We start from the raw sequence: 25,028 nt of genomic DNA on the forward strand, positions 1-25,028 counted from the left end.
TCAGGCCATGTCACAGCAGTATTATGGTACCGGTCGCCGCAAGACCTCTACCGCTCGCGTTTTCCTGAAGCCGGGTTCCGGCAAGATCGTCGTCAACGGTCGTGAGCTGAACGAATACTTCGGTCGTGTAACCGGCCGTATGGTGGTTCGTCAGCCTCTCGAGCTGACTGAAACGCTTGAGCAGTTCGATGCCTATGTCACCGTCAAGGGCGGTGGTGGTAGCGCCCAGGCCGGTGCTATCCGTCACGGTATCACTCGTGCCCTGCTCGAATACAACGAAGACTTCCGCAAGCCGCTGCGTGATGCAGGCTACGTCACTCGTGACGCGCGTCAAGTCGAACGTAAGAAGGTCGGTCTGCGCAAGGCACGTCGTCGCCCGCAGTTCTCCAAGCGTTAATCGTTCTTTATCGCTTCGATCTCCAAAGCCCGGACCTAGGTCCGGGCTTTGTCGTTTAGTGCCATCCTTGTGTGTTCGTATGAGGCTTGCCTAAGATACAAGCACTTGGGTCTGTATGTCTGGGCTCACAAGAGCAGTCAGCAATAACAACAACTGGCAATAACGACAAACAGCAATAACGACAAGGACCAGTGGCCACGCTGCACAGCTGCGGTCCAGGAGGAGTGAGGCGATGGGAGGCACCAGGGCATGGCTGAGCATGACGTGAACCAGGGAGTCAACAGGGCTCGACGTCGGTTCCTGGTAAGTGCGACGACGGTTGTCGGGGCCGTGGGTGCCGTTGGCGTAGCGGTACCTTTTCTGTCGTCCTGGCAGCCGAGTGCAAGGGCGCTTGCGGCGGGGGCGCCAGTCAGGGCGGACATTTCCAAACTCGAACCCGGGCAGCGCATCGTGGTGGAGTGGCGCGGGAAGCCGGTATGGGTACTGAGTCGTACTGCGGAGATGATTGAGCGCACCGAGGATCTGGGTGGAGATATTCTTGCAGACCCCGAGTCTGTTGAGCCACAGCAGCCTGATTATGCCTCTGGGCCGATGCGCGCCATTCGCCCCGAGATAGGAGTGCTTGTTGGCCTATGTACTCACCTGGGATGTTCGCCGCTATTCAAGCCTGAACCCAATGCCAGCGATGTCGGGGTCAGCAACTGGCCTGGAGGGTTCTTCTGTCCTTGTCATGGATCGCGCTTCGACCTGGCTGGCCGGGTGTACCGTAATGTGCCGGCGCCAATCAATCTCGAAGTGCCACCATATCACTTCGAAGGTGACTCGGTGATTGTGATCGGTGAAGACGGGGAGGGAGCCTGATGGCTAATCAGCGTAGAGCGAAAGCTGAGCGCGGTATGATGCGCTGGATAGACGACCGATTCCCGGCAACCCAAATGCTGCGCGACCACCTGACGGAATACTACGCGCCGAAAAATTTCAACTTCTGGTATTTCTTTGGTTCTCTAGCGTTACTGGTGCTGGTCAATCAGATCATTACCGGTATCTGGCTGACCATGAGCTTCAACCCCAGTGCCGAAGGGGCCTTCGACTCTGTCGAATACATCATGCGCGATGTGGAATGGGGATGGTTGATCCGCTATATGCATTCCACGGGCGCTTCGGCTTTCTTCATCGTGGTCTATCTGCACATGTTTCGTGGGCTGCTCTATGGGTCGTACAGGGCCCCGCGAGAGTTGGTGTGGATCTTTGGCATGGCCATCTATCTAGCCCTGATGGCAGAGGCTTTTATGGGGTATCTGTTGCCTTGGGGGCAGATGTCCTATTGGGGGGCTCAGGTCATCATTTCGCTGTTTTCAGCGATTCCAGGGATTGGTCCGGATCTGTCTCAGTGGATTCGGGGGGATTACCTGATCTCCGGGATTACCCTGAACCGCTTTTTTGCCTTGCATGTTGTCGCGTTGCCTATCGTGATTCTGGCACTGGTCGTGCTGCATATCATTGCCTTGCACGAAGTTGGCTCCAACAACCCGGATGGCATTGATATCAAGAAAAAGCGTGATGAAGCGGGCAATCCACTGGACGGGATTCCCTTTCATCCCTATTACACGGTCAAGGACCTGTTTGGGGTGGCGGTTTTTCTCTTTGTGTTCTGTGTGGTGATCTTCTATTTCCCTGAGGGTGGCGGCTATTTCCTGGAAACGCCCAACTTCGAGCCGGCCAACCAGTTGAAGACGCCGGATCATATTGCTCCTGTTTGGTATTTCACGCCTTTCTACGCCATCTTGCGTGGTGTCACTTTTAGCATCTTTGGTCTCGATGCCAAGTTCCTCGGCGTGTTGGCAATGGGGGCTGCCATTGCTGTGTTGTTTGTGCTTCCTTGGCTTGATCGGTCGCCTGTGCGTTCGATGCGCTACAAGGGCTGGTTCTCTCGAGTCATGTTGGCGCTGTTTGTCATCAGTTTCATCACGCTTGGGGTGCTTGGTGTTTTGCCGCCAACGGCAATGCGCACAGTGATTTCCCAGGTGTGTACCTTGGTTTATTTCGCCTTCTTCATTCTGATGCCGTTCTACACCAGGTTGGAGAAGACCAAGCCTGTTCCGGAAAGGGTGGCTGGCTGATGAATACACAACGACTCATTCTGACCATCGCCCTGTCCCTTGCGTGTTCTCTCATGTCATTCGCCATGGTGCCATCTGCCATCGCCGCAGGTGGAGGCGCTACCCATAGTATGGCGCCGGACCTGGGTGATGAGGCATCGTTGCAGCGAGGCATGAAGTTGTTCGTCAATTACTGCATGGGTTGTCATTCCCTTGAGTATCAGAGGTTTTCCCGAGCCTCCGAGGATCTGGGTATTCCTGAGGGCATGATGGTGGATAACCTGATGTTCTCGTCTCAATTGAGATTCAATGACCAGATGCACCGAGCGATGCGGGAAGAGGACGCGGAGGTCTGGTTCGGTGTTGCACCTCCTGACCTGACGCTGGAGGCTCGTTTGCGAGGAGCCGACTGGATCTATTCTTATTTGCTGGGTTTCTATCGTGATCCCGAGCGTCCCTTTGGCGTCAATAACGTGGTCTTCCCGGCAGTAGGCATGCCCAATGTGCTGGAGGAGTTGCAAGGAGTTCAGGAGCTGACTTGTCCCGAAGAGGAAAGGGAGCATGCGCAAGGTAGGGAGTGCAGTACCTTGAGCGTGGTTTCGCCCGGTAGCATGTCCACGCAGGACTTCGAGGCTGCGATGTTCGATCTCACCAACTTCCTGGTTTATGTGGGTGAGCCGTCACGCTTGCAGGCCCGTTCGCTAGGGCCAAAGGTGCTGATCTTCCTGTTGGTGTTCATTGTGATCACCTGGCTGCTCAAGCGTGAATATTGGCGTGATGTGCATTAGGATGCAGCTTTTTTGATCAAGGTGCATGGCCTTGGCCATGCACCTTTTGCGTTATCTGGGTATCATATTTTTCCGATTTGTCGCTCTCGAAGGAGTCGTGAGCCCCAAGTCGGTGCTGTCGTGTTATTATCCCGGCTTGAACTGATGCGAGGATTGTTTCATGGGTGTAGTGGCCAAGCGGTCGTCGATGATCTTCTATTCCGGCGGTGACGATCATTACAGTCATCGTGTGCGGATTGTGCTGGCCGAGAAGGGGGTCGCGGTTGATATCGTCGAAGTGACGGAAGAGAAGCATCCCGAGGAGTTGGCTGATCTGAACCCCTACAACAGTGTGCCTACGCTGCTCGATCGTGAGTTGGTGCTGTATGAGTCCAAGGTGATGATGGAGTACCTGGACGAGCGTTTCCCGCACCCGCCGCTGCTGCCTGTTTATCCGGTTGCCCGTGCCCAGAGTCGTCTGTGGATGCACCGCATCGAGCGTGAATGGTGCCCGATGGTGGAGCGCATCCTTTCTGGCAGCAAGAAGGAAGCTGACAAGGCACGCAAGGAGCTGCGCGAGAGTCTGATTGGCATTTCGCCGATCTTCGAGGACATGCCATTCTTCATGAGTGAAGAGTTCACTCTGGTCGATTGCTGCCTGGCTCCGGTGCTCTGGCGTTTGCCGGCTCTTGGCATTGAGCTGCCGGAAAAACAGGTGCGTCCGTTGCTGGATTACATGGAGCGCCTGTTCGATCGTGAAGGCTTCAAGGCATCCTTGTCGGAGAACGAGCGCGAGATGCGTGCTTGACCGACCTTCTGTGACCGACCTTCGGTGAGGTCGGTCCAGCTGAGGTTGTATCGCCTGTCATGAGAGCAAAGGCTTATTCTGAAGGCAGCCTTGGCGTGTCCATGAAGAAAGCCGTTAGCGTGATGTGCAGAAAACCGTTAGCGTGTTGCAAGGAAAGCCATCAGCCCGTTTTGAAAGAGCCATCCAAGAGGGCCAATTCATGAAATCAAGTCGTCCCTATCTGGCCAGGGCGCTCTATGAGTGGCTGCTGGATAACGATCTGACCCCGTATATCGTTGTTGATGCTACTCAGTCTGGCGTCGAGGTGCCGCGCCAGTTTGTGCAGAATGATCAGATTGTGCTCAACCTTGGGCCAAGTGCTGTGCGTGACTTGCATATGGATAATGAGTGGATTCGTTTTTCCGCTCGTTTCAATGGCAAGTCCGAGCAACTGTTCGTACCTGTGCCTGCCTTGATCGCGCTGTATGCACGAGAAAATGGTGTAGGCATGGTTTTCGGCCATGAGCCGGTATTGCCTGAAGAGGCGGAAGAAGATCAGGCGCCAGCACTGGAGAGTGTTGATAGTGCTGATGCTGCTGCGGAGTCTCAAGGGCAGGAAGAGCGTGCCGAAGCGCGCAGTGATGATGATACCGGTCAGCAAACGAAGCCGCCGCGTAAAGGGCGCCCATCTCTGCGTGTCATCAAGTGATGGTGTGATTGCTGATTTGCGTGATCGTTGGACAATGCAAAAACGGCAGGCCTCAGGCCTGCCGTTTTTGCATGACTGGAATGGAAAAGGCTAGTCGAGGTAATCGAATACCTTGACGATGCGTTCCATGCCACCAGCACTGGCTGCTGTATTGACCACTTGGTCGGCTTGGGCATGGGTGACCAGGCCCATCAGATAGACAGTGGCATTTTCAGTGACAACCTTGATGTCCTTGGCGGAGGTGCCGCTGGTCGCCAGGGTGGTGCGAACCTTGGTATCGATCCAGGAATCACTGAGACGCTGGCTGGTGGGCAGGTTGGCTGCCACGCTCAGCTCGTTGTGTATCCGGCGGACGTTGCGGATCTGGGAAACGATCTGCTCCGCACTCTGCTTGAGTTCTTCGCTAGGCACTTGGCCGGTCAGCAGAACAACGCCATTGTAGGAGTCCACGTTGACACGGGCATCTCCGAAGCGGGCGTCGGTTGCTTTCAGGTTGTGTTCTGCCTTGGTTTCGATGCTTTCATCATCGACCTGGGCACCCCAGGTGCGCTCGCCATAGTTGTCCTCGATCGGGCCGGGGTTGGTCACTGAAGTGATGGTGGAGCAGCCGGTCAGCATGAGGGCCAGGGTTAGGGAGACGATAAGAGAGCGTTGGGTCATGGGGTTACTCGCTTGCACCAAAGAGTTGTTCGTCGATCAAGTCGCAGAGACAGTGAATCACCAGCAGATGCACTTCCTGAATGCGTGCGGTAGAGGTGGCCGGGACGCGGATTTCACAATCGTCCTGGCCAAGCAATGACGCCATGTCACCACCGTCGCGCCCGGTCAAGGCGACGACTGTCATGTCACGGTCATGGGCAGCTTGAATGGCCTGGATGACATTGGCCGAGTTGCCGCTGGTGGATATCGCCAGCAGCACGTCGCCAGGTTGGCCCAGTGCCCTGATCTGCTTGGAGAACACATCGTTATAACTGTAATCGTTGGCGATAGAGGTCAAGGTTGATGTGTCGGTAGTCAGGGCTAATGCCGGGAGGCTAGGGCGCTCTCGCTCGAAGCGGTTGAGCAGCTCCGAGGAAAAGTGTTGGCTGTCGCCGGCACTGCCGCCGTTGCCACAGGCAAGAATCTTGCCGTCAGTGACCAGGCATTGAACCATCATTTGACTAGCCACATCGAAGCACTTCGCCGTTGGTATCGATGAAAAATTCGCGCCGCCTTGATCAGGCGGCGCTGTTTGGTGGGCGTGACCGTTTCTGCAGGCGTCCCGAAGCGATTGCTGGAGCGGTGGCGAACCTCGACAAAGACCAATGTGTCGCCGTGGCGCATGATCAGGTCGAGCTCGCCACCTTTGGTGGCTTGATTGCTGGCTACCAGGCGCAAGCCTTGCTGGCTGAGCCAGAGGCATGCGGCATGCTCGATACATGCACCCCTTGCTCTGGCTGACTGTGGCCTGGTATCCGGCATCAGCGTTGCTCGCTGCTGGCAGTGTCGTCAGTATCGCCGCCGGCCAGGATGGGCGCAGGTACGCCATTGACGAATACTGCCCAGGGCAGCTCGCGATAGATGCGGCCATCGCCGTTGCCACCAAGCATGCCGGTTGCTCCTTGCATGCGTGTCTGTGGTATGGCCTCGTACTGGGGCAGGCGTCGAGCCAACTCGTAGGCATCTACCCCCATGGCTTTGAGCCGGAATGTGCCCGGGTTGTCTTCAGAGCGCAGCTGCTGGTAGCTGGCATAGAAGGGCAAGGCCTCGGCACCACCCACCGCGGCATCAGGGATCTGCCATGGTATGTCGAGGAACTGGACGCCATCCAGGTCCCTGTCCAGATTTGGCTGAGGCCGCCCTTCATACAGATGGGACGTGGCGTAGACTGGCAGCTTGAGAGCATTGTAATACTGCAGTGTTGGACGCACTTGGCGGGCATAGTCAGGAAGTGCCAGCAAGAAGAGCATGTCCGGGCGAGGCTCGCTTACTGCGCGGCGTGTGCTGTCGGTCGCAGGAGCAGATGGAGAGTAGCGTACCGCCGAGGCAACTTCGCCCCCCAGTGCTTTCCATTCATTCCAGAAGGCTTCGCCAACTCGCTGGCCCCAGTCATTGTTGGGAACAAGCACAGATGCTTTGCGGTGTCCGTCTTGCCAGCCGCGGCGAGCAGCCTGTCGGGCTTCGTCTTCCGCAGAGAGGCCATATTCAAAGAGCCCCACGGTCGTGTTTGAGGTGCCTTCTCCATAGTTCAATGCCAGGGTGGGCAGCGGGACGCTGGAACGGCTCTCCAGTTGGGAGACGTCCTTCTTGTCCAGAGGCCCGATCACGACTTGGGCGCCACCGCCTTTGGCTGTCTGATAAAGCTGGTCGAGACTGGCGCTGGATGTGTCGAGGAATGCCAGCTTGGCACCACTGTTGCCGCTGACTTTCTGCCGGGCACGGATGCCTTCTTCGATAGCGTCGGCAACGCCGGCAAGAGGTCCGCTTTCGGGTAGCATGACCGCAATCTTGGTAACCTGCTTGCCCCGCAGGTCGCGCATTGCCGTGATCTGTTTCGGCATGCGGCGGTTGGCTGGGTGGTCCGTGTTGGCCACTCGCCAGTCATCCAGTTGGGTAAACAACTGGTCGATATTTCCATTGCTGTTGCGTACGAGGGCTGCCAGTGACAGCCAGCCTGTCACAATGGCGTTGTCCGGCTGGGCCAGGGCGTTGGCTTGACGTTCGCTGAGGGTCGATAACTGGGCCCAGATGGCGTCGTTGATGTCCTCGCGGCCAGAGGTTGTCTGTACCTGCAGAAGAATGCGGGTAGATTTCTGAGCTTGGCCAAGCTGGCCAAATGCAAGCCCCTGACGTAGCAGCAGGAGGTTGAGCTGATCGTCGGAGAACTGGACGAGCTTTGTCGCGCTGGTAGCGCGAAGCACCGCTTGAGGGTCCCCCTCGCTGTCGCCTAGCTCTGACAGCAGCAGTGCCCATTGGCGCAGGTTGTCACCTTTAAGCTGGCTGTCATCAATCTGTTTAGCGACTTCCAGAGCCTCGGGGCGGCGCTCGGATCGTGCTAGGATGTCGGCCGCTTGCAGACGAGTCTGCGCCGCCTGGGCTGGCTGTTGCTGGGCAGCCTGGGTCAGTAGCTGGTCAGGATCTTCGTCGAAGGTCCTTTGGATCACGCCAGGTGCGCTACACCCCGCCAGTGTCAGCGCAAGCAGCGTGGCGGCCAGAGGGCCGCGAGTCGAAATCATCATGAATCCTTCCTTGTCCTCGATGCGGAATTCACCCCAGGGAGCCCGAGATGTCAGACGCTTTAGCCGGTTCATTGTACGTGGTCGCCACACCGATTGGGAACTTGGATGACCTAAGTCCCAGGGCGGCGGCAGTGCTGGGACGTGTGGCCATGGTGGCTGCAGAGGATACTCGGCATAGTGCTCGCTTGATGCGTCACCTGGGAATATCACCCAAAATGGTGTCGCTACACGACCATAATGAGGGGGGGAGAGTCTCTCAGCTCAAGGATGTGTTGGCCGGTGGTGCCGATGTGGCCTTGATCAGTGATGCAGGAACGCCGCTGATCAGTGATCCGGGATATGTCCTGGTCAGAGAGTTGCGTGCTGCAGGTTTTCGCATCGTGCCGGTGCCGGGGCCCTGTGCATTGGTCACTGCCTTGAGTGCAGCGGGCTTGCCGACGGATCACTTTTCGTTTCATGGGTTCCTTCCTGCCAAGGGGAGCGCTCGTCGTGTGCGTCTGGAGGCATTGGTAAAGGCTACCGAGACGCTGGTGTTTTATGAGTCACCGCACCGTATTCGTGATGTACTCGGTGATATTGCTGTGCTACTGGGTGGGCGTCGAATTGTGCTTGGTCGTGAGCTGACCAAGACGTTTGAAACCTTTCTCGATGGCGATGCCAGGACATTGTTGCAGTTGATGGAAGACGACCCGGACCAGGCTCGCGGTGAGTTTGTTGTCATGGTCGCAGGTGCACCAAAGCCGGAGCATGGTGCAGCAGCAGAGGGTGGTGATGTCGATGCCGAGACTTTGCTCAAGGCACTGCTTGCAGAGGGAGTGGGAGTGAAGCAGACAGCAGCGGTGGCCACTCGAGTGCTTGGTGGGACGAAAAAGTCTTGGTATGCCAGGGCCCAGAGTCTGAAAGATGGGACCTGAATATAGGATAAGGTAACTGAAAATAAGCCTCGTTCTCGGTGGACGGGGATTGAGGGGTTTGCAGGCCGCTGGTATGCTTGCCGCGGGAGTTGGCCAGACAGTCGCCGCCGCTTAGATGCGGGGGAGGAAAGTCCGGGCTCCATAGGGCAGAGTGCCAGGTAACGCCTGGGCGGCGTGAGCCGACGGAAAGTGCAGCAGAGAGTAGACCGCCTAAGTCTCCTTTGGGAGGCCGGTAAGGGTGAAAGGGTGCGGTAAGAGCGCACCGCGCGCCTGGTAACAGTGCGTGGCACGGTAAACCCCACTCGGAGCAAGACCAAATAGGAACCCGTTGGCGTGGCCCGCGCTGGGTTCGGGTAGGTTGCTTGAAGGTAGTGGCGACGCTGCCTCTAGAGGAATGGCTGTCCACGACAGAACCCGGCTTATCGGCCAACTCCCCCCTAATTTCAATATGATGCGCCCTTCGTTAGTTGCTCTTTTCAGCCCGTCGAACGAGATATACATGCCGTCACCCACTTCTGAACCTTCTGTGCGCGGCTTCGCTCATGTCAGCGTTCTGCTCGACGGCGCCGTAGAGGCGCTGATTCATGACCCCAAGGGAATCTATCTGGATGGCACCTTCGGTCGTGGCGGTCACTCCCGCGCCATCCTGTCTCGCTTGGCCCCGGAAGGGCGTCTACTGGCTCTGGACCGAGACCCGCAAGCCATTGCTGAAGCCGCGAATATCGTGGACCCCCGCTTCTCCATCATTCATTCCGAGTTTGCCCGCCTGGGCGATGTGGCTCGGGAAAAGGGCTTGCACGGCCAGATTTCCGGGATATTACTGGATGTCGGCGTATCGTCTCCTCAGCTCGATGACGCTGAACGGGGATTCAGCTTCTTGCGTGATGGTCCGCTGGATATGCGCATGGACCCCAGTAGAGGGGAGAGTGCGGCCGGGTGGTTGGCGCGTGTCGGTGAAGCGGAAATGGCAGGGGTGTTCAAGCGCTATGGCGAAGAGCGCTATGCTCGCCGCTTGGCCCGGGCCATCATCGAGCGGCGCAAGGAGCGCCCTTTTACACGGACAGCCGACCTGGCCGAAGTGATCAAGGCTGCACATCCCGCATGGGAAAAGGGCAAGCATCCGGCCACAAGGGTATTCCAGGCGATTCGTATCGAGATCAATGGTGAGCTGGATCAACTGGATATGGCCCTTGAAGAGGCCCTGGAAGCGCTGGCGCCCGGAGGGCATCTGGTAGTGATCAGTTTTCACTCGTTGGAAGATCGTCGCGTCAAGCGCTTCATTCGTGACCATGTGCGCGGCGATACTCAGCTCCCCAAGGGGGTACCATTGCGAGATGACCAGATACAGAGGCGTCTGGAATCCCTGGGCAAGGCACAGAAGGCCAGCAAGGAAGAAGTCGACGCCAATCCTCGGGCCCGCAGTGCCGTGATGCGTATCGCCCGCAAGCGTTATTGAGGAAACCCATGGCTCAAGGACGACTGGATATCAATGCTTTCGGTTGGCCGCTCAGGCAAACCTTCACACCCCGGCTCATTCTGGTGCTGGCACTGCTGGGCGCCTGTCTGGTATCGGCCCTGGCCGTGATCAGTGTTAGCCATCAGACCCGAATGCAGTATGCCCGCCTGCAAAGCCTGGAGCGCGAGCAGCAGCAGTTACAGACTGAATGGGGACAACTGCTGCTGGAAGAAAGTGCCTGGTCAACGCCGTCTCGTATCGAGAGCATGGCGGTGGAGCGTCTTGAGATGCACCTGCCTGATATTCACAATATTGAGGTGATCGCTCCATGAGTACCGGGCAGTCACGTGGGGTGTCCACCCGTAGGCCCCCTCCCATGGCCCCCATGGGGCGTGCTCGCTACGTGGTGATGATGTCGCTGATACTGATTGGCCTGGGCTTGCTTGCGGGTCGTATTGTGGATTTGCATGTCATCAATCGTACTTTCCTTCAGGGGCAGGGGGATGCGCGGACACTGCGCACCGATCCGATCCCCGCGCACCGAGGCATGATCACCGATCGCAATGGTGAACCGCTGGCGATCTCTACGCCTGTCATGACGTTATGGGCCAATCCCCAGCAGTTGCCAGAGGATGATATTCAGCGCCTGATGTTGGCCAGGGCGCTGGGTACTGACCTGGACTCACTCAATGAGCGAATTGCTAACTACGGCGACAAGGAGTTCATGTATCTCAGTCGACGCCTGACTCCAGCGGAAGCCCAGCCGGTTGTGGATCTGCGCATGCCAGGAGTATATGCACGCGAAGAGTACAAGCGCTATTACCCGACGGGTGAAGTGACCGCTCAGCTGCTTGGGGTAACCAATGTCGATGATGCTGGCCAGGAAGGCCTTGAACTGGCCTACAATTCCTATCTTTCCGGCGAGCCCGGCAAACGCAGGGTGCTCAAGGACCGTCGTGGACGTCTGGTGCGAGACTTGGAAGTCCTGCAGGAGGCACAACCCGGAGGCGACTTGACGCTGTCGATTGATCAGCGCCTTCAGTACATGGCCTATCGCGAACTCAAGGTGGCGATGGACGAAAACGATGCCGACGGTGCTTCCCTGGTGATGCTGGATGCCCGTACAGGCGAAGTGCTGGCCATGGTCAACCAGCCATCCTATAACCCCAACAATCGTGCGGGTCTTGATCCGCGAGGGTTGCGTAACCAGGCCATTGTAGATGTGTTCGAGCCAGGCTCGGTCATGAAACCGCTGGCCATGTCGGCATTGCTGGAAACAGGCAAATTCCCGCTGGATACCGTGGTGGACACCTCGCCGGGATGGATGCGAATCGATCGCTACACCATTCGAGATGTGTCCAACAATGGCAAGTTGACCCTTGCTGGTATTCTGCGCAAGTCCTCCAATATCGGCATGTCCAAGCTGACCTTGCAGCTTGATGAGCCTGTGGTTCCCGACAAGTATCGCGCGCTCGGCCTTGGCCAGGCGCCAGGCACCGGCTTTCCTGGCGAAGCCACAGGGAATGTTCCGTCACCAAGGGTATGGTCGAGTAGCCAATGGGCTGCTCTGTCCTATGGCTATGGCCTGTCGGTTTCTCCGTTGCAATTGGCCAGTGCTTATACCGCCATTGCCAACCATGGCAAGAAGCTGCCCCCTTCGCTGCTGCGCCTGAGCTCGCCATCAGAAGGTGAGCAAGTGATTCGCAGCGACGTGGCCGATGACATGCTGCGCATGATGGATGAAGTCGTCTCTCCGCAGGGCATTCGTCGTGCCGTAGTGCCGGGTTATAGTGTGGCAGGCAAGAGTGGTACAGCGCGCAAGACAGGGGCCAGCGGTTACCAGAAGAGTTCTTATCGTTCCTTGTTTGTCGGCATTACACCGGTATCTGATCCACGTATCATCACCGTCGTGATGATCGATAATCCCAAGGCTGGTGCCTATTACGGGGGCGCCATTGCCGCCCCGGTGTTTGCTCGGATTGCCGGTAACGCCCTGCGTATTCTCGATGTGCCGCCGGACCGTCTGGACGAGATGGCCGAGCAGGACAGCAAGAAATAAGGAAGCTGATGACCATGACCCTAGCTGTCGCACATCTGGTAAGCATAATGACCCGGCGCTGGCCTGAGTGCCGGTTGCCTGAAGGGCTCGATGCCCAGGCCAGCACCACTTTGACTACCGATAGCCGCGAACTGGGCACTGGAGACGTGTTTATTGCCATTCCTGGCGTGGCTGCCGATGGACGTGACTATATCTATCAGGCCCTGAACACGGGGGTCATGATGGTGCTGGCCGAAGCCGGAGGAGCGAGCCAGTCCATCGACGATGATCGGGTGGTATGGCTCGATGGCTTGCGTGCAAGGCTTGGCGAGTTTGCTCGTGAGCTCTATCAGGTTCCTGACAATATGGAACTGATCGGTGTCACTGGCACCAATGGCAAGAGTTCAGTAACCCACTATATTGCCGAATTGTCTCTTGCCTTGGGTGTCGAGGCGGGAATCATTGGCACCCTTGGGCATGGTCGCCCCGGTGGGTTGCAGCAGGGCATGTTGACAACACCAGAGGCTCTTGCACTACAGCGTCAACTGGGAGAGCTTGCGCAAGCAGGCATCTACCGGGTTGCCATGGAAGTGTCATCCCATGCACTGGACCAGGAGCGTATTGCCGGTTGTCGCTTTGATGCTGCCGTCTTTACCAACCTGACGCGAGATCATCTGGACTATCACGGCAGCATGGCGGCTTATGCCGCTGCCAAGGCAAAACTGTTTCAGCAGGCCGGTCTGAGGCTGGCCGTGGTGAATGGCGATGACAGCCTGGCGCGCCTGATGTTGGCGGGGGTGGCCAAGGAAGTGCGCGTGTTGGCCACCGGAGAAGACGAATCCGTGTCTCTGCGGGTGCTTGACTGGAATCCTCGCCTTGATGGCCAGCGTGCCCTGATTGCCACTCCGGAAGGCGAGAAAGTGCTGGTGCTACCACTGATGGGGCGCTTCAACCTGGACAATGTCCTGTTGGCCATGGCGACGCTCTATGGCATGGGGGCACGGCTTGATGCGCTGTTCGCTGCTGCCGAGAACCTGACGCCGGTCCCGGGGCGGATGCAACCTGTCACACAGGAAGCGGGTGACGTTCCCACTGTCGTGATTGACTACGCCCACACCCCGGATGCCCTGGAAAATGCCCTGCAGGGGCTGAAGGCACATTTGCCGGGTAAAGGAAGGTTGTGGTGTCTGGTCGGTTGTGGTGGTGACCGCGATACTGGCAAGCGTCCGCTGATGGCGCAGGCCGCAGCCAAGCTTGCCGATAGGGTGGTGATTACTGATGATAATCCGCGCAGCGAGGATCCCGCGACCATCCGGGCCGCCATGCTGGACGGGCTTTCGGCGGCAGACCTCGAGCGCACTTGGAATATTGCCGAGCGTGCCGTCGCTATCGAGCGCACTATCCGTGAAGCAGGAAGCAATGACGTGGTGCTGATCGCAGGCAAGGGCCACGAAACCTACCAGGAGGTTCATGGGGTGCGTCATGATTTCTCGGATCTGGTCGAAGCACGGAGAGCCCTCAGCGGTATGGTAGGAAAGGCACACAGCGCGGTGGCAGAAAAGGCCTCCAGCGGGATTGCGAAAGAAGATCTCAATGGACCTAAGGAACGCCCCCTTCATCAAGGTCACCGGGAAGGTGATAGCTGATGAATATCCTTGGTCTGAAGAACCTGAGTGATATTGCCACTGCTCTCGGGCTTGCCTTGCCTGAAGGTGCTGATGCACAAGTCCTGGTAAGTGCCGTGCTCACTGATACGCGGCGGTTATCCACAGGTGCGCTTTTTGTGGCGTTACGTGGCGAGCACTTTGATGCTCACGACTTTCTTCCCCAGGCGAGAGAGGCAGGGGCCGTAGCCGCAGTAGTGGAGCGGCCAGTAGATGACCCTCTGCCTCAATTCGTCGTGGGTGATACTCGCATGGCCCTGGGATTGCTGGGCCGTGCCTGTCGTCGCGCCTGGGGAGGTCCTCTGGTGGCAGTGACAGGCAACAGTGGCAAGACAACCGTCAAGCAGATGCTTGCCACGCTGCTGTCACGTGAAGGCGAGATTCTAGCGACCCAGGGGAATCTCAATAATGATATCGGTGCCCCATTGACGCTGCTGGCTCTGCAGCCAGAACACGGCCGGGCCGTCGTGGAGCTTGGCGCGAATCATCTCGGGGAAATTGCCTGGACCACGGAATTGGCCGAGCCGCAGGTTGCGGTGATAACCAATGTCACAGGCGCTCATGTGGGAGAATTCGGCGGACTTGGGCGTATCGCTCAAGCCAAGGCAGAGATTCTCGCCGGGCTGCCGGAGAATGGTATCGCTGTGCTCAATCGAGACGATGCATTCTTCCCGCTATGGTCGAGTCTGGCGGCACCTCGAGAGGTGATGGACTTCTCCTTGTCCAGACAGGCCCGTGTCATGGCATCCTCTCTGGCTTGTGATGATTTCGGACGCTATGCTTTCACGCTGACTTTTGATGATCGCCCTCTGGGGCGGGTTCAGTTGCCGTTGATGGGACGCCATAATGTAGCGAATGCACTGGCGGCAGCATCAGCTGCACTGGCCATGGGAGTGAGCGAAAGCAATATTATTGCCGGGCTGTGTGAAGTCGCTCCAATGAAAGGGCGACTGACCGTAGTCGACGGCATGAATGGCACTCGGGTGCTTGACGATACCTATAATGCCAACCCGGGAGCGATGAAGGCGGCCATCGATACGTTGATGAGTTTGCCAGGACCTCATTGGTGCCTGCTTGGCGCCATGGGGGAATTGGGTGCCGAATCGGATCGGCTGCATGCCGAGATCGGGCACTATGCGCGGGAACAAGGGGTGGAATTTCTCGGTACTCTAGGCGACGCGGCGCAGATCGCGAGCCATGCCTTCGGTGAAGGCGGAGTCCATTTTTCTGATCAAGCGGCGATGATCCGCCATGTGCTGAGCCAGCTTCCCAAGGATGCCAGCGTGCTGGTAAAAGGCTCACGGGCCACGGGAATGGAACACGTCGTGGCGGCCTTGCGGCCGGATGTTTCAAGGTGAAACTGATACATGTTGCTTTTTCTGGCTGAACTCCTGGCGCAGCACCAGAGCGCCTTCAACGTCTTTGGTTATCTTACGTTGCGGATGATCCTGGCCACGATCACGGCATTGGTATTGTGCCTATGGCTGGGTCCGTTGATGATTCGTCGTCTGGTCGAGCGCCAGATAGGTCAGGCGGTGCGTGACGACGGTCCTCAATCCCACTTGTCCAAGGCCGGTACGCCGACCATGGGCGGCGCCATGATCCTGATGGCCATGGCAGTGAGCACCTTGCTGTGGGGGGATCTGAGTAATCACTATGTATGGATCGTATTGATCGTGACGCTGGGCTTCGGCGCGATTGGCTGGGTGGATGACTACCGCAAGGTGGTGGAAAAGAATCCTCGAGGCCTGCCGGCACGCTGGAAGTATTTCTGGCAGTCGGTGATTGGTCTCAGTGCTTCTGTCGTCTTGTATGTCACGGCAGCTTCCGACGTGGAAACCAGCTTGACGCTGCCGCTTCTCAAGGATTTTGTCCTGCCTCTGGGAGCTTTTTACGTCGTCCTCAGCTATCTGGTCATCGTAGGCAGCTCAAATGCGGTCAACCTCACCGATGGCCTTGATGGCCTTGCCATCATGCCGACGGTCATGGTGGCCATGGGCCTGGCGGTATTTGCCTATGCCAGTGGCAACTCGGTATTTGCCGAGTACCTCCAGATGCCCCTGATTCCCGGCTCCGGTGAACTGGCGGTATTCTGTTCTGCCATTGCTGGTGCAGGGCTTGGTTTCCTCTGGTTCAACACTTACCCGGCTCAGGTATTCATGGGAGATGTCGGTGCCTTGGCGTTAGGTGCAGCCTTGGGAGTCGTGGCGGTAATTGTGCGCCAGGAGGTGGTGTTGTTCATCATGGGCGGTGTGTTTGTCATGGAAACCATCTCGGTCATCCTGCAGGTGGGTTCCTATAAGCTGACAGGGCGACGCATTTTTCGTATGGCCCCACTGCACCATCATTTCGAACTGAAAGGCTGGCCCGAGCCGCGGGTCATCGTACGTTTCTGGATCATTACTGTGATATTGGTCCTGATGGGATTGGCCACACTGAAGATCCGTTGAGGTAGTCATGGCCGCCGAATGCGACCTGCCTAATACCTTCCTGCCCCAGGATTACCGAGTGCCGCCAGGCACTACGGTCGTCGTGGGGCTTGGTATTTCCGGGATGGCCATTTGTCGCCATCTCAAACGTATCGGGCGACGTTTCATGGTCGTCGATACCCGGGGTGTACCTCCTGGACTTGATGGCTTTCTGCGCGATTTTCCAGATGTTGCGCTGCGTCTTGGCCCGTTGGATGGGCTGAGTCTGGATGATGCCTTTGAGGTGGTGCAAAGCCCTGGCGTCGACCCTCATCATCCTGTGCTGGCACCGTTGCTTGCCCAGATCAATCCACAGACAGGAGAGCCTCGTCTGGTCGGAGAGATCGCTTTATTCCGGCGTGCTTGCCAAGGGCGTATTGCTGCCATTACGGGAGCCAATGCCAAGTCCACTGTGACGACCCTGGTCGGTGAAATGGCCAGACAGGCCGGTTGCCGGGTGGCTGTAGGCGGTAATCTGGGGACGGCGGCGCTGGACCTGCTGGAAGATACCGAGGCAGAGCTGTTTGTGCTCGAGTTATCCAGCTTTCAGCTCGAGACAACACCGTGTCTTGCTGCCGATTCGGCAGCATTTCTCAATCTCAGTGAGGATCACCTGGATCGCCATGGCGACATGGCGGGTTACCGGAATGCCAAGCTGGGAATCTTCAAGGGCGCGGCTCATGGCGTGATCAATGCAGATGACGACATGACATGGCCGGAGGCTCCGCTCCCGGCGCAATCGCGCTTTACCCTGTCGCCCCCTGCCAATGACGATGACTGGGGGATTGCCGAACACAATGGCCAGCTATGGTTTGCCCATGGCAATGAGCGTTTGATGCCGGTTTCCAGCATGAAGCTCAAAGGGCGTCATCACCAGGCCAATGCTCTGGCAGCCATGGCAATGGGACATCGACTGGGGTTGCCTGTTGCGGTCATGGAGGGGGTCTTGAAACGCTTTGCCGGGCTTGCACATCGCAGTGAATGGATTGCCGACATCGATGGTGTTGCCTGGATCAATGATTCCAAGGGGACTAATGTCGGGGCAACCATTGCGGCTATTGCTGGACTGGGTCCGACCCTTGATGGGCGCCTGATTCTACTGGCAGGAGGCGTGGGTAAAGGGGCGGATTTTCGACCTCTGGCCGAGCCTTTGTCTCAATATGCACGGGAGGCGGTGGTCTTTGGTCAGGATGCCGAGCGTCTATGCTCGGCCCTGGAAGGGCATGTTGCACTGACCAGGGTGGATACACTTGATGCTGCCATGGAACACGCAAGAGAGATTGCTGAACCAGGCGATGCGGTATTACTTTCCCCCGCCTGTGCCAGTCTTGATCAATTCGCCAACTATCTGGCTCGGGGCGATGCCTTTCGCCACTGGGTCAAGCGGTTCACTGAGGGGGATTCATGAGCCGATTGGGCAAGATCCGGCGTCGCCTGGGAGATATCAGCGAGCGCCTTTCCACGCGTGATCATGCCTTTGATGGCTGGCTGCTGGTAGCGACCTTTTCGCTGCTGTTGATTGGCTGGGTGATGGTGACCTCGGCTTCCACTGAAGTGGCCTCCGGTCTGACCGGTAATGCCTGGTACTTCAGCATTCGCCACGGCATTTTTGTGCTGGCTGGCGTTGTCGTTGGAACGCTGGCTTTGAGGGTGCCGTTGGCCTGGTGGAAAGCCAATGGGCCGTTGTTGCTGCTGGTCGGTGTGGGGTTTCTGATCCTGGTGCTATTGGTAGGGCGTGAGGTCAATGGAAGCAAGCGCTGGTTGTCAGTGCCAGGCGTGCCCATCAACCTGCAGGCTTCTGAGGTCGCCAAGCTGTGCCTGATTGTCTACATGTCCGGCTACCTGGAGCGCTTTTTGCCCCAGGTGCGTACTCAATGGGGGGCTTTCCTGCGTCCCCTGGCGGTGGTTGGGGTATATGCTTTCCTGCTCATCTTCGAGCCGGATTATGGCGCTGTGGTAGTGATGACCGGATGTGTCATGGGCATGTTGCTGATGTCGGGCGCCCCCTGGGGACGCTTTATCCTGCTGTTCATCGGAGTTGGGTTGCTGGGGGCATTGCTTGCCGTGGCAGAGCCCTATCGTATGGCGCGTCTGACCAGTTTCACTGACCCATGGGCGGATCAGTTTGCCAGTGGCTATCAGTTGACACAGGCACTCATTGCCTTTGGTCGAGGCCAGGTATTTGGTATGGGGCTGGGCAACAGCGTGCAGAAGCTGTTCTATCTGCCGGAAGCTCATACCGACTTTGTTTTCGCCGTGCTGGCCGAGGAGCTTGGCCTGGTCGGTGCCATTGCCGTTATCGGGTTGTTCGCTCTGCTCGTGTGGCGCGCCATGGCGGTAGGGCGGCGTGCTGAACTGGCTCAGTTGCCCTTTGCTGCCTACCTCAGCTATGGCATTGCCCTGGTGATAGGTGCTCAGGCCTTTATCAATATCGCCGTAGCCAGCGGCATGTTGCCCACCAAGGGACTGACGCTGCCGCTGTTGTCCTATGGTGGTTCAAGCCTGATTGTCAGTTGTGTCATGGTGGCCCTGCTGCTGCGGGTGGATATCGAGACCCGCGAGCGTCAACGTCAGTCTGCTCCTACTGCTCAGCGTATCGGGACTCGCCAGCGAAGCAATGCTCAAGGAGTGAAGCCATGAGTGGTGGTGGAAAAGTCTGCCTTGTGGCGGGTGAGCAAACAGCCCTGAGTGTGATTGGACGAGACATCCACAGCGAGGCTGGAAAGAACATCCTGAGTGGAGCTGGGAAAGACCTATGAATGGAAGTGAAAAAGGTTCCTTGGATAGACAGGATGCTGAAGTGATCGGTGCCTCTCAGGGAAGGCGTGCATTGATCATGGCTGGCGGCACTGGCGGGCATGTGATTCCTGCCTTGTCCTTGGCCAAGGGCTTGGCCGAGCAAGGGATCGAAGTCGAGTGGCTGGGAAGTCCCAGAGGCATTGAAAATCGCCTGGTACCTGAAGCCGGGATTCCTCTGAACAGAATTGCCATCAGCGGCCTGCGTGGCCGTGGGCTGAGTGGCTGGGTCTTGGCGCCGTTACGCCTCACGCGTGCGGTCTTCCAGGCCCGGGCTGTGATTCGCCGCTTCGATCCACAGTTGGTCGTTGGCATGGGAGGCTTTGCCAGCGGCCCCGGGGGGCTGGCTGCCTGGTTGAGTCGTCGCTCCTTGGTGATTCACGAGCAAAATGCCGTAGCTGGGATGACCAACAAGGCCCTGGCCCGCTTGGCCAGTCGAGTCTACGCCGCTTTTCCCCAGGCATTCGGTCCTCGAGGGATGGTGGTCGGTAACCCTGTCCGTCACGAGATTGCTGTTCTCGGCGAGTTTCCGCGGCAATTGGAGCAGATGAGTGAACGCCGCCTGAGAATGCTGGTGGTTGGTGGCTCTCTGGGGGCTCTGGCGCTGAACCAAGGCGTGCCCGAGGCACTCGCGCAGTTACCCGAAGCGCAACGTCCTGAAGTCCGTCATCAAGCTGGACGGGACAAGGATGCGGATACTAGGCAGAATTACGCCAACCAGGGTGTCGAGGCGGAAGTGACTGACTTCATCAGTGACATGGCTTCTGCCTATGATTGGGCGGACCTGGTGGTGTGTCGCTCGGGAGCGTTGACGGTGGCTGAACTGGCGGCAGCGGCCAAGCCTGCGTTATTCGTTCCCTTTCCGCATGCGGTGGATGATCATCAGACGGCTAATGCCCAGGCATTGGTCGAGACAGGCGCTGCAGCATTGTTGCAGCAACGTGATATGACAGCGGCAACGCTGGCCAATTGCCTGACGACGCTGCTCAATCCCGCCACTCTTGCTGAAATGGCGCAGAAAGCTCGGGCCCAGGCTCACCTTGATGCAGTGGATCGGCTGGTGGCAGGTTGCATGGAGACAGCTTTTGAGCACTGAAAATAGCATGTTAGAAGACAATGGGCCGGTGCCTGGCCAGATTTCCAGAGGTCATGGCCTCGGTATGCGCCGGATTCGTAACATCCACTTCGTCGGCATAGGTGGTGCCGGGATGTGTGGCATTGCCGAAGTTCTTGCTAACCAGGGTTATAGCGTCAGTGGCAGTGACCTGAGGCACTCAGCTGTGGTTGAACGGCTGAAGAGCTGTGGTGTGAAAGTGTTCATCGGTCATCGCGCTGAAAATGCAGAGCAGGCTGATGTGGTGGTGGTGTCCACCGCTGTGAACCAGGAAAACCCCGAGCTGCTGTGGGCCCATGAGCACCGTGTGCCAGTCGTGCGTCGAGCTGAAATGCTGGCGGAGCTGATGCGCTTCCGACATGGTATCGCTGTGGCGGGTACGCATGGCAAGACCACCACGACCAGTCTTACAGCGACGTTGTTGGGGGAGGGCGGTCTCGACCCGACCTTTGTCATCGGTGGCAAGTTGACCAGCGCAGGGACCAATGCCCAGTTGGGCAAGGGAGAATACCTGGTAGCCGAAGCGGATGAGTCAGATGCTTCATTCCTGCACTTGCAGCCGATGGTCAGTATCGTTACCAATATCGACGCCGATCATATGAGCACCTATGGCGGTGACTTCGAGCGCCTCAAGTCGACGTTCATCGAATTCCTGCACAATCTGCCATTCTATGGTCTAGCTGTTCTGTGCCTCGATGACGACAACGTGCGTGGTCTGCTTGAATTCATCAATCGCCAGTTTGTCACTTACGGTTTTTCCGGGGATGCTGATTATCGCATCGAAGACTTCTCCCAGAGCGCCGGCGAGATCCGCTTCACTGCCGTGAGACCGGAAGGGCATGCTCCTCTGGCGGTGCAATTGGCCATGCCTGGTCGTCACAATGCACTCAACGCCTTGGCTGCCATTGCCGTAGCGACTGATGCCGGAGTGGGCGATGACGCCATCTGCCGTGGTCTGGCAGGTTTTGCCGGTGTGGGCCGGCGTTTTCAGGTTCAGGGGAATTTCCCTGCGCCACAAGGTGATGGTGAGGTGATGCTGGTCGATGATTACGGCCATCATCCTCGTGAAGTGGAAATGGTGATCAAAGCGGTTCGTGACGGCTGGCCCGAGCGCCGCCTGGTCATGGTCTACCAGCCACATCGCTATTCCCGTACCCGCGATCTGTATGAAGATTTCGTGCGGGTGCTTGCCGGCGTGGATACGCTGTTGCTGCTCGATGTGTACAGCGCCGGGGAAGCGCCCGTGCCTGGTGCTGACAGCCGCAGCCTGGCCGGTTCCATTCGTCAGCGTGGAGGACTGGATCCTATTTTTGTCCAGGACAAGACAGAACTACCAGGGCTATTGGCCAAGGTGCTGCTACCCGGTGATATCTTGATTACCCAAGGAGCAGGTGATGTGGGAGGGATTTCCCAGCATCTTGCTACCGCTTGTTTGAAGCTGGATGAGGTGGCTCTGTGATGACACAGGATAAAGATTTCGGACATGTCGTCGTGGTCTATGGTGGGCACAGTGCCGAGCGAGAGGTGTCATTGAAGAGTGGCGGTGCAATTCTTGCTGCTCTCCAGCGAGGAGGTGTCGATGCCGTCGGCTATGACCTGGCCAAAGGTGGTCTGGCCGGTCTCGAGGCGCTATCTCCCGATATCGTGTTCATTGCTCTGCATGGCAGAGGTGGGGAAGACGGTTCCCTGCAGGGGGCCCTGGAGCTGGCTGGTCTTCCTTATACCGGCAGCGGAGTGCTGGCTTCTGCCCTTGGGATGGACAAGCTGCGTACCAAGGCAGTGTGGCAATCCATGGGGCTGCCGACTCCCGAGAGCATTTCCCTGAGTGCAGACATGGACTGGAGTGCTGTGGTCGAGCGCCTGGGGTTGCCTCTGGTGGTCAAGCCGGTGCACGAGGGGTCTACTATTGGCATCACCATCGTGCGTGATCACGGTGAGCTGGAAAAGGCCTATCAGGATGCAGCAGGCTTTGATACCCGCGTCATGGCCGAGCGTTTCGTGGTAGGAGACGAATTTACTGTGTCCGTGCTTGGCGACAGGGCGTTACCGGCGATTCGGGTCGAAGTACCCAACGGCTTCTATGATTATGAGGCCAAGTACCTGTCGAATGACACGCTCTACCACTTGCCCTGTGGCCTTTCTCGGGAAGACGAAGAAGTATTGGCTAGCTTGTGTCTCCAGGCTTTTGAGGCAGTGGGTTGCGAGGGCTGGGGACGTGTCGATGTCATGCGTGATGCTGACAATCGCTTCTGGCTGCTCGAGGTCAACACGGTGCCCGGGATGACAGATCATAGCCTTGTACCGCAGTCAGCAGCATATGCAGGCATTGACTTCGATGATCTGGTGTTGCGAATCCTCGCTACCGCTCAGGAGCGTGGCTGATCATGACTAGGCGCGGCACTTTTCTCGGCGTCCTGTTGCTGGTCTTGTTGTTGGGGGCAGGAGGCCGCGCGCTGTGGGTGTGGCTGGATCGGCCTATCGAGCGAGTATCGATAGGCGGAGAGCTGCACTACGCTGGTGCCGATTATCTCAAGGCTAAACTGGCTCCCCTCGTGCAAGGGCAGACTTGGTTGTCCGTTGACCTTGGCGCGCTGCGTGAAGAAGCACTGAAAATTGGCTGGCTCAAGGAAGTTCGCCTGCGTCGAGAGTGGCCCAATGCCTTGACTTTCGAGTTGACCGAGCAAGTTCCGATAACTCATTGGAACGATGATCAACTGCTCAATGCTGAAGGTGAGCCCTTCGACTTTGCACCAGTGTCTCCACCCGGCGACATGCCGGATTTATCCGGTCCCAAGGGGTCGAGTCAGGAAGTCCTGGCCTATTATGGTGAGCTATCTAAACGCTTCGATAAAATGGACATGAAGCTCAAGCAGTTGAGTCTGGAAGCTAGGGGCGCCTGGCGCTTTCAGTTCGAAGATGGTGTATGGATAATGCTCGGACGTAGTGATCTTGATGGACGTTTAGCGCGCCTTGATGCTGCCTGGAACAGAGAACTTGGTGAAGTTGCGTCGCATATTAGATACATCGATCTGCGCTATCCGAATGGTGTCGCTGTCGCCTGGCATGGTGAGACGGAGCCTGTGAATGGAACTGATGACAAGCGAGGGTGATCAATAAACGCCGGCGCTGTTGAATGGTTATCTTCAAATTTAGGGTATTTCCTTTTAAAGGGTGTACCCTTAATGTTGAAATAACAGTGCATCTGGGGTGGTAGAACAAGTGCTCTTGTTTCTATAATCGTTCCAGGTTTTTTTTATTAGTGACAAGTTCCCTATTTAGTGGGATCGATTCGAGGAGAATTCCCGACTCATGGCAGGTCCATCCAACGTGTCCAATATGGTAGTCGGGCTGGATATCGGAACATCCAAGGTCGTCGCGATCGTGGGGCAGCCCACTGACGATGGTGGTATCGAAATCGCCGGTATCGGCTCTCACCCCTCCCGAGGAATGAAAAAGGGAGTCGTGATCAATATCGAGTCTACCGTGCAGTCGATCCAGCGTGCGGTAGAGGAAGCTGAGCTGATGGCTGGCTGTGATATCCATTCTGTCTATGTCGGTATCGCCGGCAGCCATATCAGTTCCATGAACTCCGATGGGGTCGTGGCAATAAAGGAGCGCGAAGTCGCTCCTTCCGATATTGACAGAGTGATCGATTCTGCGCGGGCCCGGGCTATTTCCGAAGGGCAGCGCGTATTGCACGTTCTGCCCCAGGAATTCGCCATCGACACTCAGGGTGGCATCCGCGAACCTCTTGGCATGTCGGGAGTGCGCCTGGAAGCACGCGTCCATCTGGTTACCGCAGCGCTCAATGCAGTTCAGAACATCGAGAAATGTGTCCGTCGTTGTGGCCTCGAGGTTGATGCCATCATCCTGGAGCAGTTGGCTTCCAGTCATGCGGTGCTCACAGAAGATGAGCGTGAGCTCGGAGTGTGCATGGTCGATATCGGTGGTGGAACTACCGATATTGCGGTGTTTACTGAAGGTGCTATTCGCCATACTGCTGTGATTCCGATCGCAGGTGACCAGGTGACCAATGATATCGCCATGGCACTGCGTACACCGACCCAGTATGCCGAGGAAATCAAGGTCAAGTACGCTTGTGCTCTGACTCAACTGGCCTCAGCTGATGAGATGGTCAAGGTTCCCAGTGTTGGTGACCGACCTGCGCGGGATTTATCGCGACAGTCTCTGGCCGAAGTCGTCGAGCCTCGCTACGAGGAGCTTTTCACCCTGATTCGGGATGAGCTGCGGCGTAGCGGATATGAAGACCTCGTTGCTGCAGGTGTCGTATTGACTGGCGGCACTGCACGCATGGAAGGGGTGGTTGAACTGGCGGAAGAAATCTTCCATATGCCGGTTCGGATTGCCTGTCCGCAGAATGTTCGTGGTCTAGCCGACGTCGTGCGTAATCCAATTTATTCGACGGGCGTTGGTTTGTTACATTACGCTTTACATCAGGCTCATCAGGGTCATGGCCGCCAAGGGCAGGGTGGCATAATCTCGGAGCAACCGAGACGCGAGGACGTCTCCCGGCGTGGACCAGAGGAAGGACCTTCGGCGCTGGAAAAGATTAAGGGCTGGTTCAAAGGAAATTTTTAAAC

23 protein-coding genes, 1 other RNA gene and 1 pseudogene are annotated in these 25,028 nt (G+C 57.4%); 21 read left to right on the forward strand and 4 right to left on the reverse strand.

What is annotated here, in order from left to right; translation table 11 throughout:
* Positions 1-7: 7 nt before the first annotated feature.
* The 6 genes from rpsI to E4T21_RS07160 all read left to right on the forward strand — a co-directional run bounded on the left by rpsI (position 8) and on the right by E4T21_RS07160 (position 4,759).
* Positions 8-397, forward strand: a complete 390-nt coding sequence (gene rpsI / locus E4T21_RS07135; RefSeq protein ID WP_149284345.1) for a 30S ribosomal protein S9 — start codon at positions 8-10, stop codon at positions 395-397.
* Positions 398-646: 249 nt separating this feature from the next.
* A complete protein-coding gene (petA, locus tag E4T21_RS07140) occupies positions 647-1,258 on the forward strand; it encodes a ubiquinol-cytochrome c reductase iron-sulfur subunit (RefSeq protein ID WP_149284346.1) in 612 nt (203 codons plus the stop codon).
* Complete coding sequence (locus E4T21_RS07145) at positions 1,258-2,517, forward strand: cytochrome b (protein ID WP_149284347.1); 1,260 nt, start codon at positions 1,258-1,260, stop codon at positions 2,515-2,517. The genes petA and E4T21_RS07145 overlap by 1 nt, the downstream gene beginning before the upstream one ends.
* Positions 2,518-2,570: 53 nt before the next feature.
* Positions 2,571-3,284, forward strand: a complete 714-nt coding sequence (locus E4T21_RS07150; protein ID WP_149287088.1) for a cytochrome c1 — start codon at positions 2,571-2,573, stop codon at positions 3,282-3,284.
* Between the two features lie 160 nt (positions 3,285-3,444).
* The gene (gene sspA / locus E4T21_RS07155; protein ID WP_149284348.1) at positions 3,445-4,071 is read left to right on the forward strand and encodes a stringent starvation protein SspA; all 627 of its coding nucleotides are present in this window, start codon (positions 3,445-3,447) and stop codon (positions 4,069-4,071) included.
* Between the two features lie 199 nt (positions 4,072-4,270).
* On the forward strand, positions 4,271-4,759 hold the full coding sequence (locus E4T21_RS07160; RefSeq protein ID WP_149284349.1) for a ClpXP protease specificity-enhancing factor: 489 nt from the start codon (positions 4,271-4,273) through the stop codon (positions 4,757-4,759).
* A 90-nt stretch (positions 4,760-4,849) separates the two neighbouring features.
* On the opposite strand, the gene E4T21_RS07165 is transcribed toward E4T21_RS07160, so the two are convergent.
* The 4 genes and pseudogenes from E4T21_RS07165 to E4T21_RS07180 form a co-directional block, all read right to left on the reverse strand.
* The gene (locus tag E4T21_RS07165; RefSeq protein WP_149284350.1) at positions 4,850-5,419 is read right to left on the reverse strand and encodes a BON domain-containing protein; all 570 of its coding nucleotides are present in this window, start codon (positions 5,417-5,419) and stop codon (positions 4,850-4,852) included.
* A 4-nt stretch (positions 5,420-5,423) separates the two neighbouring features.
* Positions 5,424-5,930: pseudogene (locus E4T21_RS07170) on the reverse strand (phosphoheptose isomerase); the annotation flags it as partial.
* Positions 5,912-6,220 (reverse strand): YraN family protein, encoded by a 309-nt coding sequence (locus E4T21_RS07175; RefSeq protein ID WP_149287089.1) that lies wholly within the window; start codon positions 6,218-6,220, stop codon positions 5,912-5,914. The gene E4T21_RS07175 and the pseudogene E4T21_RS07170, both read right to left, overlap by 19 nt.
* Positions 6,220-7,977 carry a penicillin-binding protein activator gene (locus tag E4T21_RS07180; protein WP_149284351.1) on the reverse strand — a complete coding sequence of 586 codons (1,758 nt, stop codon included), beginning with the start codon at positions 7,975-7,977 and terminating at the stop codon, positions 6,220-6,222. Before E4T21_RS07180 ends, E4T21_RS07175 begins: the two co-directional genes overlap by 1 nt.
* 47 nt (positions 7,978-8,024) lie before the next feature.
* Here E4T21_RS07180 and rsmI point away from each other — a divergent pair, with 47 nt between their 5' ends.
* The 15 genes from rsmI (at position 8,025) to ftsA (ending at position 25,026) form a co-directional block, all read left to right on the forward strand.
* On the forward strand, positions 8,025-8,891 hold the full coding sequence (gene rsmI, locus E4T21_RS07185; protein WP_149284352.1) for a 16S rRNA (cytidine(1402)-2'-O)-methyltransferase: 867 nt from the start codon (positions 8,025-8,027) through the stop codon (positions 8,889-8,891).
* Positions 8,892-8,976: 85 nt separating this feature from the next.
* An RNA gene (gene rnpB, locus E4T21_RS07190) (RNase P RNA component class A) lies at positions 8,977-9,329 on the forward strand.
* A 61-nt stretch (positions 9,330-9,390) separates the two neighbouring features.
* Positions 9,391-10,347 (forward strand): 16S rRNA (cytosine(1402)-N(4))-methyltransferase RsmH, encoded by a 957-nt coding sequence (gene rsmH / locus E4T21_RS07195; RefSeq protein ID WP_187775129.1) that lies wholly within the window; start codon positions 9,391-9,393, stop codon positions 10,345-10,347.
* Positions 10,348-10,355: 8 nt separating this feature from the next.
* On the forward strand, positions 10,356-10,679 hold the full coding sequence (gene ftsL / locus E4T21_RS07200; RefSeq protein ID WP_149284354.1) for a cell division protein FtsL: 324 nt from the start codon (positions 10,356-10,358) through the stop codon (positions 10,677-10,679).
* Complete coding sequence (locus E4T21_RS07205; protein WP_149284355.1) at positions 10,676-12,406, forward strand: peptidoglycan D,D-transpeptidase FtsI family protein; 1,731 nt, start codon at positions 10,676-10,678, stop codon at positions 12,404-12,406. Before ftsL ends, E4T21_RS07205 begins: the two co-directional genes overlap by 4 nt.
* A gap of 14 nt (positions 12,407-12,420) precedes the next feature.
* Positions 12,421-14,031: a UDP-N-acetylmuramoyl-L-alanyl-D-glutamate--2,6-diaminopimelate ligase gene (locus E4T21_RS07210; RefSeq protein ID WP_149284356.1), complete on the forward strand. Its 1,611-nt coding sequence runs from the start codon at positions 12,421-12,423 to the stop codon at positions 14,029-14,031.
* Entirely contained in the window at positions 14,031-15,407 is a 1,377-nt protein-coding gene (locus tag E4T21_RS07215; RefSeq protein WP_149284357.1) for a UDP-N-acetylmuramoyl-tripeptide--D-alanyl-D-alanine ligase, read from the forward strand. Before E4T21_RS07210 ends, E4T21_RS07215 begins: the two co-directional genes overlap by 1 nt.
* Before the next feature lie 9 nt (positions 15,408-15,416).
* Positions 15,417-16,499 (forward strand): phospho-N-acetylmuramoyl-pentapeptide-transferase, encoded by a 1,083-nt coding sequence (gene mraY, locus E4T21_RS07220; RefSeq protein WP_149284358.1) that lies wholly within the window; start codon positions 15,417-15,419, stop codon positions 16,497-16,499.
* A 7-nt stretch (positions 16,500-16,506) separates the two neighbouring features.
* Entirely contained in the window at positions 16,507-17,925 is a 1,419-nt protein-coding gene (murD, locus tag E4T21_RS07225; protein ID WP_149284359.1) for a UDP-N-acetylmuramoyl-L-alanine--D-glutamate ligase, read from the forward strand.
* Positions 17,922-19,157: a putative lipid II flippase FtsW gene (gene ftsW / locus E4T21_RS07230; RefSeq protein WP_149284360.1), complete on the forward strand. Its 1,236-nt coding sequence runs from the start codon at positions 17,922-17,924 to the stop codon at positions 19,155-19,157. Before murD ends, ftsW begins: the two co-directional genes overlap by 4 nt.
* 196 nt (positions 19,158-19,353) lie before the next feature.
* A complete protein-coding gene (gene murG, locus E4T21_RS07235; protein WP_149287090.1) occupies positions 19,354-20,409 on the forward strand; it encodes an undecaprenyldiphospho-muramoylpentapeptide beta-N-acetylglucosaminyltransferase in 1,056 nt (351 codons plus the stop codon).
* Between the two features lie 7 nt (positions 20,410-20,416).
* Positions 20,417-21,886 (forward strand): UDP-N-acetylmuramate--L-alanine ligase, encoded by a 1,470-nt coding sequence (murC, locus tag E4T21_RS07240; protein WP_149284361.1) that lies wholly within the window; start codon positions 20,417-20,419, stop codon positions 21,884-21,886.
* Complete coding sequence (locus tag E4T21_RS07245; RefSeq protein WP_149284362.1) at positions 21,886-22,809, forward strand: D-alanine--D-alanine ligase; 924 nt, start codon at positions 21,886-21,888, stop codon at positions 22,807-22,809. The genes murC and E4T21_RS07245 overlap by 1 nt, the downstream gene beginning before the upstream one ends.
* A gap of 2 nt (positions 22,810-22,811) precedes the next feature.
* A complete protein-coding gene (locus E4T21_RS07250) occupies positions 22,812-23,537 on the forward strand; it encodes a cell division protein FtsQ/DivIB (RefSeq protein WP_149284363.1) in 726 nt (241 codons plus the stop codon).
* Positions 23,538-23,736: 199 nt separating this feature from the next.
* A complete protein-coding gene (gene ftsA / locus E4T21_RS07255; protein ID WP_149284364.1) occupies positions 23,737-25,026 on the forward strand; it encodes a cell division protein FtsA in 1,290 nt (429 codons plus the stop codon).
* Positions 25,027-25,028: the final 2 nt, after the last annotated feature.

Source organism: Halomonas binhaiensis, assembly GCF_008329985.2.
In the GTDB taxonomy this organism is placed as follows: Bacteria; Pseudomonadota; Gammaproteobacteria; order Pseudomonadales; family Halomonadaceae; genus Halomonas; species Halomonas binhaiensis.

Bases quoted from the DNA above. Each gene is read 5' to 3' on its own strand.
- murD (WP_149284359.1), top strand. From the start codon at position 16,507: ATGGCCGCCGAATGCGACCTGCCTAATACCTTCCTGCCCCAGGATTAC.
- murC (WP_149284361.1), top strand. From the start codon at position 20,417: ATGTTAGAAGACAATGGGCCGGTGCCTGGCCAGATTTCCAGAGGTCAT.
- rsmI (WP_149284352.1), top strand. From the start codon at position 8,025: ATGTCAGACGCTTTAGCCGGTTCATTGTACGTGGTCGCCACACCGATT.
- E4T21_RS07215 (WP_149284357.1), top strand. From the start codon at position 14,031: ATGAATATCCTTGGTCTGAAGAACCTGAGTGATATTGCCACTGCTCTC.
- E4T21_RS07245 (WP_149284362.1), top strand. From the start codon at position 21,886: ATGACACAGGATAAAGATTTCGGACATGTCGTCGTGGTCTATGGTGGG.
- petA (WP_149284346.1), top strand. From the start codon at position 647: ATGGCTGAGCATGACGTGAACCAGGGAGTCAACAGGGCTCGACGTCGG.
- sspA (WP_149284348.1), top strand. From the start codon at position 3,445: ATGGGTGTAGTGGCCAAGCGGTCGTCGATGATCTTCTATTCCGGCGGT.
- E4T21_RS07180 (WP_149284351.1), bottom strand. From the start codon at position 7,977: ATGATGATTTCGACTCGCGGCCCTCTGGCCGCCACGCTGCTTGCGCTG.
- E4T21_RS07205 (WP_149284355.1), top strand. From the start codon at position 10,676: ATGAGTACCGGGCAGTCACGTGGGGTGTCCACCCGTAGGCCCCCTCCC.
- E4T21_RS07175 (WP_149287089.1), bottom strand. From the start codon at position 6,220: ATGCCGGATACCAGGCCACAGTCAGCCAGAGCAAGGGGTGCATGTATC.
- murG (WP_149287090.1), top strand. From the start codon at position 19,354: ATGGCTGGCGGCACTGGCGGGCATGTGATTCCTGCCTTGTCCTTGGCC.
- E4T21_RS07145 (WP_149284347.1), top strand. From the start codon at position 1,258: ATGGCTAATCAGCGTAGAGCGAAAGCTGAGCGCGGTATGATGCGCTGG.
- E4T21_RS07210 (WP_149284356.1), top strand. From the start codon at position 12,421: ATGACCCTAGCTGTCGCACATCTGGTAAGCATAATGACCCGGCGCTGG.
- E4T21_RS07160 (WP_149284349.1), top strand. From the start codon at position 4,271: ATGAAATCAAGTCGTCCCTATCTGGCCAGGGCGCTCTATGAGTGGCTG.
- mraY (WP_149284358.1), top strand. From the start codon at position 15,417: ATGTTGCTTTTTCTGGCTGAACTCCTGGCGCAGCACCAGAGCGCCTTC.
- ftsL (WP_149284354.1), top strand. From the start codon at position 10,356: ATGGCTCAAGGACGACTGGATATCAATGCTTTCGGTTGGCCGCTCAGG.
- E4T21_RS07165 (WP_149284350.1), bottom strand. From the start codon at position 5,419: ATGACCCAACGCTCTCTTATCGTCTCCCTAACCCTGGCCCTCATGCTG.
- E4T21_RS07150 (WP_149287088.1), top strand. From the start codon at position 2,571: ATGTCATTCGCCATGGTGCCATCTGCCATCGCCGCAGGTGGAGGCGCT.
- ftsA (WP_149284364.1), top strand. From the start codon at position 23,737: ATGGCAGGTCCATCCAACGTGTCCAATATGGTAGTCGGGCTGGATATC.
- rsmH (WP_187775129.1), top strand. From the start codon at position 9,391: ATGCCGTCACCCACTTCTGAACCTTCTGTGCGCGGCTTCGCTCATGTC.
- ftsW (WP_149284360.1), top strand. From the start codon at position 17,922: ATGAGCCGATTGGGCAAGATCCGGCGTCGCCTGGGAGATATCAGCGAG.
- E4T21_RS07250 (WP_149284363.1), top strand. From the start codon at position 22,812: ATGACTAGGCGCGGCACTTTTCTCGGCGTCCTGTTGCTGGTCTTGTTG.
- rpsI (WP_149284345.1), top strand. From the start codon at position 8: ATGTCACAGCAGTATTATGGTACCGGTCGCCGCAAGACCTCTACCGCT.